Annotated in this window: 12 protein-coding genes; 4 read left to right on the plus strand and 8 right to left on the minus strand. The window is 41.8% G+C overall.

What is annotated here, in order from left to right; translation table 11 throughout:
• Nucleotides 1-213: 213 nt before the first annotated feature.
• The 8 genes from CHL74_RS09345 to CHL74_RS09380 form a co-directional block, all read right to left on the minus strand.
• The gene (locus CHL74_RS09345; RefSeq protein WP_094880899.1) at nucleotides 214-714 is read right to left on the minus strand and encodes a hypothetical protein; all 501 of its coding nucleotides are present in this window, start codon (nucleotides 712-714) and stop codon (nucleotides 214-216) included.
• A 221-nt stretch (nucleotides 715-935) separates the two neighbouring features.
• On the minus strand, nucleotides 936-1241 hold the full coding sequence (locus CHL74_RS09350; protein WP_094880900.1) for a hypothetical protein: 306 nt from the start codon (nucleotides 1239-1241) through the stop codon (nucleotides 936-938).
• 19 nt (nucleotides 1242-1260) lie between these two features.
• Nucleotides 1261-3864, minus strand: coding sequence for a hypothetical protein (locus CHL74_RS09355; RefSeq protein ID WP_094880901.1), 2604 nt, complete (start codon nucleotides 3862-3864; stop codon nucleotides 1261-1263).
• 6 nt (nucleotides 3865-3870) lie between these two features.
• Entirely contained in the window at nucleotides 3871-6063 is a 2193-nt protein-coding gene (locus CHL74_RS09360; RefSeq protein WP_176452215.1) for a DEAD/DEAH box helicase, read from the minus strand.
• Nucleotides 6064-6188: 125 nt separating this feature from the next.
• Nucleotides 6189-7523, minus strand: a complete 1335-nt coding sequence (locus tag CHL74_RS09365) for a radical SAM/SPASM domain-containing protein (RefSeq protein ID WP_094880903.1) — start codon at nucleotides 7521-7523, stop codon at nucleotides 6189-6191.
• Between the two features lie 207 nt (nucleotides 7524-7730).
• On the minus strand, nucleotides 7731-8777 hold the full coding sequence (locus CHL74_RS09370; protein WP_094880904.1) for a M42 family metallopeptidase: 1047 nt from the start codon (nucleotides 8775-8777) through the stop codon (nucleotides 7731-7733).
• Nucleotides 8778-9597: 820 nt separating this feature from the next.
• Nucleotides 9598-11568, minus strand: a complete 1971-nt coding sequence (locus CHL74_RS09375) for a hypothetical protein (RefSeq protein ID WP_094880905.1) — start codon at nucleotides 11566-11568, stop codon at nucleotides 9598-9600.
• A gap of 553 nt (nucleotides 11569-12121) precedes the next feature.
• Complete coding sequence (locus CHL74_RS09380) at nucleotides 12122-13078, minus strand: tyrosine-type recombinase/integrase (RefSeq protein ID WP_094880906.1); 957 nt, start codon at nucleotides 13076-13078, stop codon at nucleotides 12122-12124.
• Nucleotides 13079-13653: 575 nt separating this feature from the next.
• On the opposite strand from CHL74_RS09380, the gene CHL74_RS09390 reads away from it, so the two are divergent.
• Genes CHL74_RS09390 through CHL74_RS09405 form a run of 4 tightly spaced genes read left to right on the plus strand, consistent with a single transcriptional unit; the run spans nucleotide 13654 to nucleotide 15937 of the window.
• Entirely contained in the window at nucleotides 13654-14205 is a 552-nt protein-coding gene (locus tag CHL74_RS09390) for an RNA polymerase sigma factor (protein WP_094880908.1), read from the plus strand.
• A gap of 4 nt (nucleotides 14206-14209) precedes the next feature.
• Nucleotides 14210-14554 (plus strand): hypothetical protein, encoded by a 345-nt coding sequence (locus CHL74_RS09395; RefSeq protein ID WP_094880909.1) that lies wholly within the window; start codon nucleotides 14210-14212, stop codon nucleotides 14552-14554.
• 34 nt (nucleotides 14555-14588) lie between these two features.
• Nucleotides 14589-15044 carry a hypothetical protein gene (locus CHL74_RS09400; RefSeq protein ID WP_094880910.1) on the plus strand — a complete coding sequence of 152 codons (456 nt, stop codon included), beginning with the start codon at nucleotides 14589-14591 and terminating at the stop codon, nucleotides 15042-15044.
• Entirely contained in the window at nucleotides 15041-15937 is an 897-nt protein-coding gene (locus tag CHL74_RS09405; RefSeq protein WP_094880911.1) for a prolyl oligopeptidase family serine peptidase, read from the plus strand. The genes CHL74_RS09400 and CHL74_RS09405 overlap by 4 nt, the downstream gene beginning before the upstream one ends.
• Nucleotides 15938-15947 lie beyond the last annotated feature (10 nt).

Consider the following 15947-nt stretch of genomic DNA (forward strand, 5'->3'; position numbering starts at 1 on the left):
ACGAATATCGGTTCTGTCACCTGGTCTCAGCTCGTTTTCGTCAAGGTATATGTGAACAAGCTTTGTTTCTTTCTTTTGCTCTACAAACACGTCTTTAAGGTCGAACCAATCCAGCATGTGTTCGGGCAAAAGACATTCTGCAAGGAGTCTATACTTTTCCATATTTATCCGTTCTTTGACTTTATAAACGGACAATATAGTGTTTTTATTGTACTACGATATCCACACACTTTTTCCAGTGGTCCGAACAAAGGCATAGCTTTCTTTTGATAACAATTTTGCAATGTATTTTTGTAAACTTGATATTGTTTGAATTTGTGAAAGATCTGTAATCAAGTATTTGTCTTTAATCAGGAAGTGATACAAGTTACTACAAACAATCTTTCCTGCTATTTCTTTTATTTCCTGCAATGTGGATTCTTCCAATTCTGTAAGTTGCTCGAAATTGTCAGGTAAAGCCTTGATTTCTTTGGCAGGTTTTAAGCGCATCATAACTCCATAAAAATAATCCTTGTCCTCTGCAGTTGTACTTGGAGCAAATGCCCCTAACAAGTCTTTCAGAGTATCGTCATCTTCCTTTACTGGGATTAAACGTTTCTCTATCTTACTATTCATAAGGCAGTTTCTCAGATCATTTTTAAGTTCTGTAGCATCCTTTGTCAATTCATTGTTTTTGATTTCGAAGACACGATATGTTACATTTTTCTTTACCATCTTTTTTCATTTTTTAGTACTCAATTTAGGGCATACCCTTTGTATATATCCTTTTGCAGATGCCTATACATTGAGTTAGATACATTCCTTCTCTATAAAGAATCTTTTGAAACATTTTCTCGGTACGAGAACTTGAAAGCAAGCTTTCATTGTACTCACTGATCGAAAAAAGCTCCAAATCTTCACTACTGTTAAAGTACTATACTTATAAAATATATACGTTATGCTTTAGAAACCAGATAAATCACAATCTTTATTCGCTTGTCCTCTGAATCATTTTCACTCTTAAAACAAAGTTGAGCAGTAAAGACATCTGTCCACCCTGCTTTCAAGAATGGTAATATAGACTTGCTATCATCCTCACCAAGAACTCCTAAGCAAGAAATATCCTTCTTAACTACTACTTTACCATGTTTATCATCATATATCAGGTGTAAATTGTCACCAGTCTTCAAATCCTGCCAAATTTTAAGTGCTTCATAATGATACACCTGCTCTACAAAGCATTCTTTATAATAAGTATTCATTCAATTTTAGATATTAAAATTAGTCATTATTATATTCCCTCATATCAAAGCGTTGCTCAATTGCCATCTCGCGTACCTGATTCAGCCAATCTATTACAGCTCTTGGTGAATTGGTATGTCCTTTTAGTTCATTTCGCTCCATAGCCAATGCAATCAAGGAATACTCTCGTTCCAATGAAGTAGAGAAAACACCTTGATCGTCTGTATTTATAGAGACTGTAATATTATGAGAGGGGTATGGAGTATCTATTCCATAATTGAAAAAACGCAAGATAGGATGTTGGTCATATCGTTCTATTTCACCTATCTTATAATTAGAAGAGGGATTACATTCTATTGCTATATGCTTCTTCTCTATCTTGTTCATCAAGTCTTCCTGTATTTTCTCGAGCAAGTCATAGTAATCTTCTCTGTATATTGAAGGAACTGTAAAAGAATCTACAGAACTACTTTTATCAGCATATTCCTTAGAATGATACATATCATATAATTCTCTGGCATCAGCATTCTGACAAGCCATTTCTACAACCACATGCTGGTTCATACAAGCATCTATCCACCTTCTTTCCATTCCATCAGGCACCTCGTTATAAATTGAAAGATCTGCTCCAAATGTAGGAGAATTACCTCGCAACAACCAGGACAGATAATAGGTGCGTATATTATCCAATCGCTGTAACTCCGGATTCGGCTCAGAAAAAACATGATCCATCATCGTTTTCATACTCCAAAGATTCTTATCATATAGATCTCTAAAGTACTTATGAAACATCATTTCAAGATAGCCAGAGAGAGCAATAGAACCTTTCAGTTTAATACACTTATGGTGTAACCAAGCCAAGTTATCAAGAATTACTTGCTTAGATTCACATATTGTATGATAACGTTTGGCATAATAGGCACGAACATCTGTTCCTAATGCCAATGCATGACCTAAACGATCACCATTACGAAGGTCTAAAAAGACAATAGCCTCTTCTACAGCACGCAAGCCATCAGCAACATCTAAAAAATCCTCACCTACATGATAGGTTATATTTAAATCGTATGGACAATCACGGTCTATTGGAAACACTTCATGTCCTCTCAAAAATCTAAAGGCTTGTGCAAAAACTTCTGGTCGGGCGAAAATTTCAGAATTGGCTGCATCGATACCAACCACTCGTCCCACCAACTCAGGATCAATCTGCTCTTTACGGAAACTATATATAGCAAATGCTTTCTTCTTCAGCTCAGCCCTAAGCACACTATGCCTAATTGAGGAATTGTTCTTATAGGTCTCATCCCTTTTCTTAATGAAGTGGAATATGATGGAGCACTTATCCTTGCTTTCTTCTTTCAAAGGGCGATAGATTTCTGAAATAGACTTGCTAATTTCATCAGAAGAATCCTTAGGAACAATTCTAGCCTCTATATATCTATTATTCGTGTTATTAATAAATCCCTCTATTGCCGCCTTGTATAGCAAAGGATAGTATTTCTTGAGAATAAACTCTGACTTCAACTCCTCATAATTAGCAAAATTAGCAAAACCTACTCGCGAATTAAGTTGCAATATCATGTGCCTAAAATCATCCTTATAGGTAAGATATGCATAAAAAAGAGTTGGAAAGTCTGCATCCTTACAATCGCCAGAATAAATGTAACGATAACATTCATACATGAACCTTCTTTCCGACGCCATCACAAAATTAGTTACAGGATTCTTCTCATAATACTCCACCGGTATGTAATCTAATACATATTCAGATGCGATTCCTTGTTTCTTCGCTTTGCTTACAGCTGATTCATAACATTTTTTTAAACATTCATCAAATGTAGGGACATTTACATCCTCTCCATAATCAGGTTTTTGATGGTTCAGAAAGTTGGTCATCTCACTCTTGGTGATGACATAATCATGACACCCAACTACACCAGACAAATAGAACCGCAGGACTGCTGCATTACGGACTTTCTCGTATAGACAAGTATTCCAACTTTGATTTTGGCGGCTATTAGCTATATTTTCAAATACCTTACGCATGCTTAACACATTACACATCAAGCAAATCCAACTGATATCTACATTATAAGATGATCCTTTCAAATGCATGTGCAATTCAGCCATGGGTTTTAGAAACAACGCATTCAGCTCTTTGCAATCATGTTTAAGATAAGCATCCCAATCAAAAAACTTACGTTTAAATTTATTTACAATATCATGAGAAGCCAAAAATGAAGTTGTGAAAAGATCTTCACCCAACTGTACCGTAAGGAGATGCCATCTAAGTAGAGTACTATACCGACATACTGGCTCTCCATCTTTTATGATGAGCATCTTTGTAGAAAAGTGAAGTGGCATATTAAAAACAGAGTCACCTTCATAAAACTTGAAAGGTAAACAAATGGTACTTGGCATTATCCATTTTTGATTAACCACCTGCCCTATCATTGACAATTGATCAATCGAATAGTTATTCCCATTCTCACGCAACAACATTCTTACAATGGTTGACTCTTCACATTGAGTATCTAAATGGAATTTTTCATCACCCAAAGGTACAAATCCAGCCTCCTTGAGGATGTCATCACCACTCATCTGACTAAACATGGCTCTCAATGCCATACTTAAATTTTCCATACCGCTTTATATTAATAAGCTTTTCAATTCTTCCATGCTCAAATTGCCGCTGGCAGCATTAAACAGATCTATGGTCTGGCGTTTTCTGTCCTGAAGCTGCAAGATTTTCTCTTCTACCGTATCCTTACAAATGATACGGAATACCATCACATTCTGCTTCTGCCCAATTCGATGAGCACGAGCAAATGCTTGGTCTTCCACAGCAGGATTCCACCAATCATCCAAGAGGATGATATTGTTGGCTGCCGTTAAATTCAGGCCTACGCCACCAGCCTTTAAGCTGATAAGAAACACCGTAGTATCTTTATCATTTTGGAATCGTTCTATGGGAGAAACTCTATCTCGTGTATTTCCATAAATTTTCTCATAACGTATATTTCTTTCATCCAAAACATTTTCCATCACCTCCAATGCTCCTACAAATTGAGAGAAGACCAAGACTTTTTCATTATTATGTCTAAACATCTCAATATAATCAAGAGCCGTTTGAAGTTTAGATGAAATCAAAGAGCTAAGACCTTTGTATATTGTATCTGGAAGCAACATGGGAGTCACACACACTTGGCGTAACCTCAACAAACCTTCTAAGGCTATGCTTTCTATCCTACCACTTACCCCACTAGTCAATGCTTGAAGCACCATCTTATGGACGTTGTCATAAAGATGACGTTCAGCTTTTGACATCTCTATATATACTGTCTTTTCTATCAATTCTGGCAGGTCATGCAGAACATCTTGTTTTGTTCGCCTTAGTATGAAAGGTTTCAAGAACTTACGAGACATCTCTAAGAACGCCTCATTACCCTTAGATTGACATTGCTTGCTTAACAGAGCATAAATAGACTTCATCTCTGGCATCAAAAGCATGAAATGTGACCATATATCATCAATACTATTCTCTATGGGTGTTCCTGTGAGGATAATATGATGATGTGCCTTTAATGTTTTGATTGCCTTATATTTCTTCGTGTCCCGATTCTTGATAATCTGAGCCTCGTCTATGACTATAGTCTCATACTCTATTCGTTGATAAGCTTCAATATTTAAGCGAAGGATATCATAAGAAACTATAAGTATCCGCTTATTAGCATTAGGTTGATGAAGTTGGATTGCGACATTATTTTGCCATGATGGTATAAACTTAGCTAACTCATTTTGCCAATTATAGACTAACGATGTTGGAGCTATAACCAAATGTGGCTTACCTTCTTGATCACCTAGACTGTACAGATGTGACAAGACCTGAAGTGTCTTTCCCAATCCCATCTCATCTGCCAAAAGACAACCATGATTATTTTTACGCATTTCTGCCAACCAAAGCACTCCTTCCTGCTGATAAGAACGTAATTGCGCCTTCACACCATATTCTATGGAGGAAAGAATAGCGATTCTCTCTGATTCTGTTAATTTACGTTGTACGCCATAGAGTTGCTTCCAATTAAAGGCAGGAAAACTGTCTGACAGTTGTTCTGTTTCTACAAAAGTGATGTCTTTTGCCCTAAACAAGCTTAACTTGCCCTTACTATCAATAAAGTTCCTGCCATTTAGATAGTTATTTAGCATCAGCCCTATCACCGCATCTTCTGAAGATGAGTCTGAATCGTTAGTAAACCAATTGATGCCCGAATGATGGTGCTTAAGATATACTTGCGTTGCAGGACCTTTAGGCTTAGCCACTAAGACCTTCCAACCTTTATCTGCCAATAGAGCCAAAGTATCTATATCATATTCTCTAAATGTCACCTCGCCTAACTCAATGTTCAAGTCAGATTCCAAATCAGCCAAGAGTTTCTTTTCTGCTTCTGAATCACGAAGCAAGAGTTTTTCAGATGACGTTATGTATGGACATTCATTATATTTCGGTAAGAAGGAAGTCAAGGCATCTTGATAAGCTAGACGAACCTTGATACTTTTATTCCAATTTGCAATATTTGTAATATACAACTCACCATTAAGAAGCTGTCCTTTTGAGAGTCTTTGCAGACTAGGTGCTGAAAAAACCGGGGCGGATTTCTTAATACTACCTTTACCATTCACCTGAATGCCACTCCAAGGATTCTTTATTAAAATATTTTGCACCATCTTGTTAGACAATACCTGTCCTGATATACGGAAAGGTTGCTTTACTAATCCCATTTGATTGAGCAATGGAATCAGACATTGAGACTCAGGTACACAGGCATAGAATAACTCTTCCATATCAACCCTTCTTATAAATGGGGACATGGATTTCGTATTACTACCCAAACAAACCTCAATTCTCAACTCTATACGAGTTGGCGACTTATAAGTTTCATAGATACATACCAAGCGATATTGGGACATTACATATTATAATAAAAGGTGAAACTATCTACCATTTTTTTGATTAAGCGACCTTTAAACTCATCTGTACAACGAGTTTGAACATATTCTTTATTCCAGCCTTTAATATGACCTTTGAAATTAAAATAATCAATACGACAATCTCCACCACAAACATAGCGCAACTGGCAATCCCGACATGGCTCTACATTGTCCACAGCCGTATTATCCAATACCAACTTACCCTTTGTCAGGACATCTTGCAATCTATCACGATTTACATTGCCAAAACAGTCCACCTCATGAATGCGATTGCAGAAATAAACATTTCCATTAGAAGATATGGATAAACCTCCGAAACCACAATTACGTATCATGGTATTTGGTTCATGCCCCTCAATGAAGTTGGCATAGCCTGCCGTTGGATCTACATACCTTTCAATGGCATCTATCTGCTCATAATAGCGTCTATTATCTTCTTCTGAGAAGGTTTTACCTCTGCCTGGAAGCATTTTCTTTGTCAACTTGAAGAAGACTCTATCTCCTACCCGTTCCTTTATGCTATCTACAAAATGCTTATATGCATCAGCTGTACTCAAATTTTCCCATGTGAAAGTCGTCGCTACCGATGTGCGTACATCAGCCATGGCAAAACGGCATACCGTATCTACTACCTTTTGGAAATGATTCTTGCCACGCACCTTGGCATTATCTTGTTCGGTAACACCATCTATGCTGAACTGAATTTCATCTATATAAGTTTTCATTCGAAGGATTTGCTCGTCTGTCCATAGCAATCCATTAGATAGAACCGTTACATTCAGTCCTAGCTGATGAGCAAAGGTAACCACCTCTTCGAATCCGCTATACATAGTTGGCTCACCTCCGGTAAATGTAACAAATTCGCCTCCTGTCTGAGAAAAATCTCGCAAAACAGACTTCCACTTATCTACACTTAACTCTTGCTCCAACTTTATTCCTGCATTCATGAAACAATGAATACAGTGCAAATTACAAGCATTAGTTAGATAAACATTCAAGTATTTAGATGCGTTAACAACAGTTGCCAATGGAGAATGTCCAACTTGTGCAAAAGACCTTGCATATATAGATGAGAGCACTCTCATGAGGTCAGGCAAAGCATCTTCTTGCTGTGCCTCCTCATAGACATCTCCTATTGTTACTTTAGAGAGTAATTTATTAAAATATTTAAGTTGGCTATCATTATACAAAACTATCCAATTACCAGTATCTACTGACAACACCAAAGTTTTATCCTCATAGGGAATAAGCTCAATGCTCTCAGAAAAGCAAAGAACATCATCAGCCTGATAGCTACCACTTTTTCTTCTCATAAAATATAAATAATGAAGAGGGAGACTCTAGCGCATGCCACTAGAATCTCCCTTTGGGATTTTACGGATTAGTTCTGATTAACATCACAACGCTTGAAGCAATACATTGCTCCTACACGCTCTGTATCAAAAGAACTTTTCTCTTCCCAAGAAAATGAAATTTTCTTTGTTTTCATTTTTAAGCTTAAAATTTAACAATTTAGTTAACTAATTATCTAATTCAACATCGCAGAAATGAGCAAGTAACCTTACTCCCTCATTGACATCTAATAAAGATACTATTTCATTAGGCGAATGCATATATCTACATGGAATACTCAGTAAAGCTGTCTTAATACCTGTACCTGAGATTTGCATACTGTTGGCATCTGTGCCTGTTGGTCGAGCAATAGGTTCTATCTGGTATCTGATATTCTGCTGTTTTGCCAATTCTATGAGCATCCCCCCCATCACAGAATCAATATTAGGACCCTTTGCTATTACAATGCCATTACCAAGTTTTATCTCGCCACTCTTCTGAGGAGAGCAAGTGGGATAATCGGTAGCATGTGTAACATCTATTGCGATACCAAAGTCAGGATTTATTCCTAACGTTGCCGTTCTTACACCTCGTGCACCCAACTCTTCCTGAACAGTGGCAACAAAATAAACATCCATGGCAGGTAACTTGCCGTCAAGAGCCTTGGCTAACTCTATCAACATGAGAAGTCCCACTTTATCATCCAGTGCCTTGGAAGTCCAGAAATCTTGGTTTAAACTTAACGGCTGCGTCTGATAAGTAATATAGTCACCTATTTCCACTACCTTCTCGGCATCCTCCTTGTCCTTAGCAGATATATCTATCCACAGGTCTTCGGCATCATAGTCTTTCGCCTTGGTATCTCTTTTTTGAAGATGAATAGGTTTCTTACCAATGATACCTGTAACAACTCCATGACGATTATGAATTTCCACTCGTTGACCAGGTAAAATATTGGTATCAATGCCTCCTATCTCTTGAAAAAAGAGGAAGCCATTATCATCTATGTAGGTAACCATCAAACCCACCTCATCAGCATGGGCTGCCAACATCAACTTTTTATTGCGATTAGCCCCATGCTTCAATGCTATAAGATTGCCATTATTATCAATCGAATACTCGTCAACATAATCCTTGAGAAAGTTGGTAACCTTCTTAATGATAGCATGTTCGCTACCAGATGGACTAGGAGTTATCAATAATTCCTTTAATATATCTTCTTTTGTTATATTCATTATTCTATAAAATCAATGTATAGATATGGGTTGGCATATATAAAGATGCAGGAAGAACCATACTTCACCACACTTTTTATAATATCACGCAGAAAGACCTGGTTAACAAATTCTGAAATCAGATCCATCTCATTGAGGCAATAAAGAGGACAAGTGGAGAGCATAGATAATTCTGTTCAACCTTCAATATCAGTTGCGTTCATGCTAATGCAAAGATAAAAAACTATATTGGCATCTGCAAGCTTTTTTGTTATATTTTATAGATAATTTCCATAAACTCTTATTAACATAGGAATTATGTCTCATTATTATAAGATTTGTAAAAAGCAAGTGCTTTTTATATAATCAGCCAATTTAACGTTTAGCTTTATATACTTATCAGTTAATACTCAATTTAAGGCACAGCCCTTTGTATAGGCACTATTACAGATTCCTTTAACTTGATATGTCTGTCCCGCTTCGCGGAACAAAATAAAAAGGGAGAGTTACTTGCCCACAGCGGCGCTGCTTTGCAGCTTGCAGTGGGTTTCATGATATAGGTCCCGCTTCGCGGAACCCGCAGTTCATACTCAATCTGCTTGCATTTGTGGGTGTGGGGCCTTATATAATTATTAGTAAGTATTTTGTATTTATTAATTGGCTGCGCCCTAATAGTTCGCACCCTACCAAATAATAACTACTAAATAATAACTACTAAATGAAGAAGCGTGGGTGCATGGCTACGGCGGGACGCCATAGCCTCCTAAGTTTGTATTGGCTGCTTGAGAGAAATCACTATCCTCTAATCACTACTAAATAATCACTACTAACTTCTCACTCCTCACCCTTTCTTACTTTTCTTCTTTGTCTGCTTCAGGAAGGAGGGGAACTTGAAGTAGGTCCAGGAGTCTTGGGATTGTAGTTCTTGCATTCCTTTGTGCAGGTGGGTGACTGTTGTGGCGGGGGTGTTGGGGAGCTTCTCCTTTATTTTGCTGAACAGTGCTGTGAGGGTTTGGTCGGGATTGAAAGAGTCTGTTATGTGATTGTATAGCTCGTCTTTGGCGAAGTGGGAGGAGAGGACCAGGGAGATGGAGAGGAAGCGGAAGATGGCGTATGCCGTTTCTTCTTTTTGCAAGTGCTTCTCTATGGCTTCCTGCGCCTCTGCCAGGGCTGCGGACACCTTTTCGATGTCAAGCTTGCCATCCTCCTTCGTGAATGCCTCTTCCAGTTTCGGGTCGGGGGTGATGACGGAGGGGAGGTCTATGATTGGGACCTTGTGGAGGAGGACGTGACGCTGGAGGAGCTTACGCCAGATCAGGAGACGTGCTCCCTGCCATACTTCCACAGCAGCTGCGGTGAGCTGGGAGAAGAGGGTGGCGTTGGCGGTGAAGTATTCGTTTGTCCTTCTGCCTAATTCCTCAATGTCGTCGGTATAGTCGACGTCGGTCTGTATGGAGAATCCTCCTATGCCGCTGATTTTCTCACACTGATAGTTACTTTGTGTGAGAAGATGCAGCAGACGGGGATATTTCTTTGCTTCCAAGTCTGCGAGAAACTTCTCACGGTCCAACTTGCCTTGCGAGGCATAATGTTCGTAGAAGTCGCCCCATGAGCAGATGAGTTTCAGCTTGCCTTCCTCAGTCTCGAAGAGAGCGAAGTGAGCGAAATAGTCATAGTCCTCGTCGAAGACCGGTGCATACTTGTCCGCCTCGTATTTCTTTCCTCGGAAAAACTCGCGGAGGTTGCAGCGGAAGATAAACTCCGTGATGTCATTATGCTGAAGAACAGCGTAATCCTTTCCTTGCGGAATCTCGATGCCGGAAGTTGGGGTAAGGAACGGACGAAGCTTGGCGTCCGGTATCATAGCGTTCAGTCCTTGCTCCAGCGAGGCTTTGTCGCTCTGGAAATACTTGGCAAGGATGCGGAAGTTGCCGCGCATCGAACTGTCTATGTTTCCGAGAATCTCCTGCTGATGGGCAATCTGCTTGTCCGATGTCTTCTTGTCGTATTCTACGTCGGAAGTGTTGCGGTTGCGATATACCGTCAGCTTCTTCTGATAGTCGGAGAACATTCTGCGCAAGGTCTTTGAGGCATTTTCGGATGGTTCCTTAGCCTGCAAATAACCAATCATCTGGTCTATGGCACGCCATGCGTCCACCGATTCCGACGGTGCCTCATGCTCTATCTGCATGTCATACTGACGGATGTTGGAGATGCAGAGACAGCTGTTATTGCCGAAACGCACCAGGAGATGGCGGTCTTTCTTGCCTTTGTTCTTTATCTGCTTCACCACGCCTACCCATCCAGCCATCGGTCCGCTGAGAATGCGTATGGTGTCGTTCTCCTTGACGAGGTCGCTGTATCGCTTGTCCACAATGGTCAAGCCCTTTATGCCGTCGGCTATCTTGTCATTGTAATAGGAGAAGCGTTCCATATCCTCATCGGGGATTCTCGCCTGACTTACGATTTCGCCGATTGACAGCTTCTTGGTGTTGGCGCAAAGGATGTGCGCCCTTGCGAAGAAGGTGCGCTCCATCAGTTCATTGGTTCTCACGTCATAGTCAGCGCCCTTATACATGAAGTAGCCATGCTTGGAGAGAATCCTCATCAGCCGCTTCTCACTTGCCGCCCTGATGAAGAACATTCCTTGCAAGACGGGAGCGAAACGTACCTTCTCCTTCCCTTTCTCGTTCTTGTAGGTCTTCCTTGCCAAAGGGAAATAGATGTCGGTTATCGTATCCGCATACTTCTCACGCAGCAAGTCGATGGACGCTTGCTCCATGAAAACATCTGTCTTGACAATAAACCACATACTGAAACTTTGGATTGGAAGGGTGAATAAGATTGGGAAGTTAAAAAATCCGAAACCAGACCTTAAGCGCATCTGGCTGCAAGGCATACCTCGGCTTCCCCTGAAAAGATGTCTCTTCCCGAGTTATGAGGGTTGTGATATGTATCACAGCATTGAACGACCAATAGACTAACTTCCACTAATCTTCAATACTTTTATGTCTTTCAACCTTACCGTTTTTAGCAAATCGTATTATCATATACCTTCTGCTTATATGAAAGCCATAATATATTCTATTTTCAACACGAGATTCTGAAACTCTACGTAAGAGATACAGAATCATGCTGCAAATGTACGAAAAATAATGTAAATTAGCGAATTACGGTAGTTAAATTATTCGTTATATTCTGAGAAAATTGTCTTAGATTGAGTAAAAGTTTGAAGCAGCCTTATCTACCTTATCGGATTATCAGTCGGTTACGTGATTTTCAGTATCTCTTACGTAGAGACACAAAATATTAGTTCAAATTGTTTTATTTTTGTATATCCATTAATATTCATTCATTTTCTGGTCTCAGATTGCTGCAAGTATTCTGGCATTGGCATCATCCACTTCTGAGGTTCTGATGGAGCGGAGATAGATTTGCGTGGTGGTTTCCGAACTATGTCCCAACGCTTCGCTGATGACCGAGACGGGGATGTTGCTATCTCTTGCCACGGTTGCCCACGAATGGCGTGCTACATAGAGAGTTAGCTTGCCCTTGATGCCTATCCTCTCCCCTATCTTTTTAAGGTGATAGGCTATGCGTGCTTCCGCACTATGATAAAGGCGCATCCCTTCCCGTTTGTTGTCTACAGCCCAGTCATGAGGGTGCTTTCCGTAGCCAAGAAGGAAGGGAAAGAGATAAGGTGAGGAGTCGGTTTTATTTTTGTATTTATCCAGCAGCGCCTGCATCTCCTTCTCCCATCGCACCGTAAGGCGCTGCCCGGTCTTGCTTCGCGTGTAACAGAGATAGCCTTCCTTGAGGTCGGACTTGTGAAGATGGGCAAGGTCGACGAAGGAGATGCCGCGCAGATAGAAGCTCATCAGGAATGCGTCCCTTGCCAGCTCCTCCTTGAAGGTGAGGTCTTTAGCCGAATCCATGCGCTTTATCCTGCTCACGCATTCCGCAGGGATGGCTCGCTTGGCGGTCTTGGCAATGCCGGTATAGACATAACGGAAGGGACTGTGCTGCGGAGTGATGCCTTTAGCCACGGCTTTGTTGTAGGCGGCACGAAGGATGCGCAGATAGAACGAACTGGTGTTGCTACATACCCTTACCTTATTATGTAAGTATGCCTCGTACGAGCGCATCTCCTCCGCGTCAATCTCCGTGAGGGCAATGTCCCGATTGCCACGGAATCGCATAAAGCTGTTGAGCGTAGCCTTGTAATGCTGCATGGTGCGATACTGTCCGTTCTTCGTCAGGAGGGAGATGAGGAGATTCATAAACTGAAACAGCGTCTCTGATGTTTTCTTGTTTCTTGCCATAATGGTTGTGTTTTTGTTGTCTCTATTGTCGTTTTAATCATCTGTCTTGCTATGCAAATATCGTACAAAGAGTAAAAACATGTTACAAAATAAAAATCAATTTTAGAGAATCAAAAAGCTGTTTTTATGGTGTTCTGCTGAGCAAACAGCACCAATGCTTAACGATAGTGCCACTTTTACAGTCCAATAGTGCCACTATTAGAGTGTAAAAGTGGCGCTATTGCATGATAAAAGTGGCACTATTAGAGTATAAAAGTGGCGCTATGACAACTCTATGATGCGTGTATTCATTGCACATTTCTTTCTCCGCCAGCATAATCAGCTGTGTGTCAATACACTATCGCTGCACGCTCAAAACTCAAGAATTTCGCACCAAAGATTTTGTTGTGCGCTGAACGAGGAGTATTGAGCATTAGAAATGCAAATATTGTGTCGGACGACATGCCGTCCGATACCTTGTGTTTTTCTTTGTTTTTTTCGCCTATGGGCGCGTGCTGTGCACAAATCATCACTTTTCGTTTTTACTTTCTACAGTTTGCCGGGTCATATAAGTGAAAGTTTTAAACAAAAAGATAATGTTCAATCATACGACAACAAGCGACGGAGCTATCATTGAGGCTCTGGAGCAAAGCCAGGAAAAAGGATTCCGAATGCTCCTCGCTAAGTATCAGGAGCCTGTCTACTGGCATATCCGCCGACTGGTGGTATCGCATGATGACGCTCAGGATGCCTCACAGGAGACCTTTGTAAGGATATTCCGTTCGCTCCACCAATATAAGGGCGACTATTCGTTCCGAAGTTGGATATATCGCATAGCCACAAACGAGGCATTGCGCATCATCGGAAAACGCAGGCAGGAGAACGTCTCATTAGAGTCAGAATCAACGGGAGCAATCCTACTTTTCTCTGATGACAACATAGACAACGGTGACGCAATAGCGGCGAAACTACAAAAAGCAATACTCACGCTTCCTCCAAAACAGCAATTGGCTTTTAATCTCCGCTACTATGACGAGCTCGGATTTGACGAGATTGCACAGATAGCCGAATCATCGGCTTCGAGCATCAAGTCAAGCTATCACATCGCAAAAGAGAAAATAATAAAGTATATGAATTCTAACAATTAAGGATATGAACGATAAATTCAGTTTCGACAAAGTGGGCAAACGCATGCCTTACTCGGTTCCTGACGATTTCTTTGCCAAGATGGAAGACAACATCCTGGAGGAGATAAAGGGCGAGACTTCTAAACCGTTGGGCATCACAAAGAAGAAGCGCCCCGTCATGCGGAGGCTTATCCCCATTGCGCTGACAGCCGCAGCTGCCATTGCCGCCTTCTTTGTACTTGACATCCACACGCCCGATTCACGACAGCAAGACAACATGCAGGACGTGGAGCAAGCTTTCACAAAGCTCTCGACGAGCGACCAGGCTTATCTGCTTAGTCTGTATCAGGACGACGTCTTCGAAGAATAACACATATTATTAACCAATAAAAACAACAAGAATTATGAACGCACTCAGAAAAACCATCGTCATTGCATTGGCGCTCATCACGTCGGTGCTCACGCTGCAAGCACAGGTAAGTGAGAAGCAGCGCATATCACGCGAACAACTCGCCGAGAAACAGGCACAGCACATAGCCCACGACCTTGCACTTGACGATGCCACCACAGCAAAGTTCGTAGCCACCTACCACGAATACCAGAAAGAGCTGTGGGCCATCGGTCCACGTCCGAAGAGAGTAAAGGGCAATGCGCAGAGCGAGGAACAGGCTGAGGCGCAGATGAAACAGCAGTTCTCACGCAGCCAGCGCATCCTTGACCTTCGCGAGAAATACTACAAGAAGTACAGCACTTTCCTTACGCAGCGCCAGATACAGCGCGTTTACGAAATAGAACGCGGCATGCGTAAAAAGCTGGCGCAACGTCGAGCCGCAGGAAAGAAAGGAGGAGCTCGCCGATGAGACGCTTCACATTGACAATCATCACACTCCTCACTATCACATTGCAAGCCATAGCAACTGACCTCTCCTTCTCATACGAGAAGTTCACGCTGATGGGCAACACCCTCCAATACCGCAAGGCAGTCATCGAAGGAGCGGAAGCCAAGCCGCTCCTCGTGCTCTGGCTGCACGGAGGATCGTGCAAAGGTTCGGACAACGAGAAGCAGCTTACCGAAGTGGGCATTGACTCCGTATGCCACTATCTCGTCCGCAACAATCACAGCGCCATCGTCATCGCTCCGCAATGTCCTTCAGACAAATCGTGGGGCGGCGTAATGACGGGCGTGCTGCGTGCCCTCGTCCTCTCATACACCGACGACGGCAGCGCTGACGCAGACCGCATGTATATATTCGGAGGTTCGATGGGCGGCACCGGCACGTGGACAATGCTCTCCACCTGCCCCGAACTCTTTGCCGCAGCCATGCCCGTAGCCGGCAATCCGTCTGGCTGCGATGCCGAGAAAGTGGCACAAACACCGCTCTTCACAGTCATGGGAACGGCTGACGCCATAATGAAGATTCCGACAGTGGAGGACTTCCTCTCCAGCATGGATGCCTTCGGAGCCGAATATCGCATGGAGACGGAGGAGGGATGGACCCACGAAGACACCTGCACACGCAGTTACACCACCAACCGTCTGGACTGGGTTTTCAGCCATTCACGCTCCTCCACAGCCGTGGACAACATTGAGCAAGAAACAGCCGTCCCCACATCCGTAGTCTGGTTCGACCTCTCCGGTCGCCGTCTGTCCTCCTCCCCATCCTCACACGGCGTATTCATCCGACAGACCACGTACGACAACGGTGGTATAACAAGAGAGAAAACCATAACCTACGCATCGAAGAACAAGTGATTAAGCAATA

The sequence above is a fragment of the Prevotella sp. 885 genome (genome assembly GCF_002265625.1).
Classification (GTDB): Bacteria; Bacteroidota; Bacteroidia; order Bacteroidales; family Bacteroidaceae; genus Prevotella.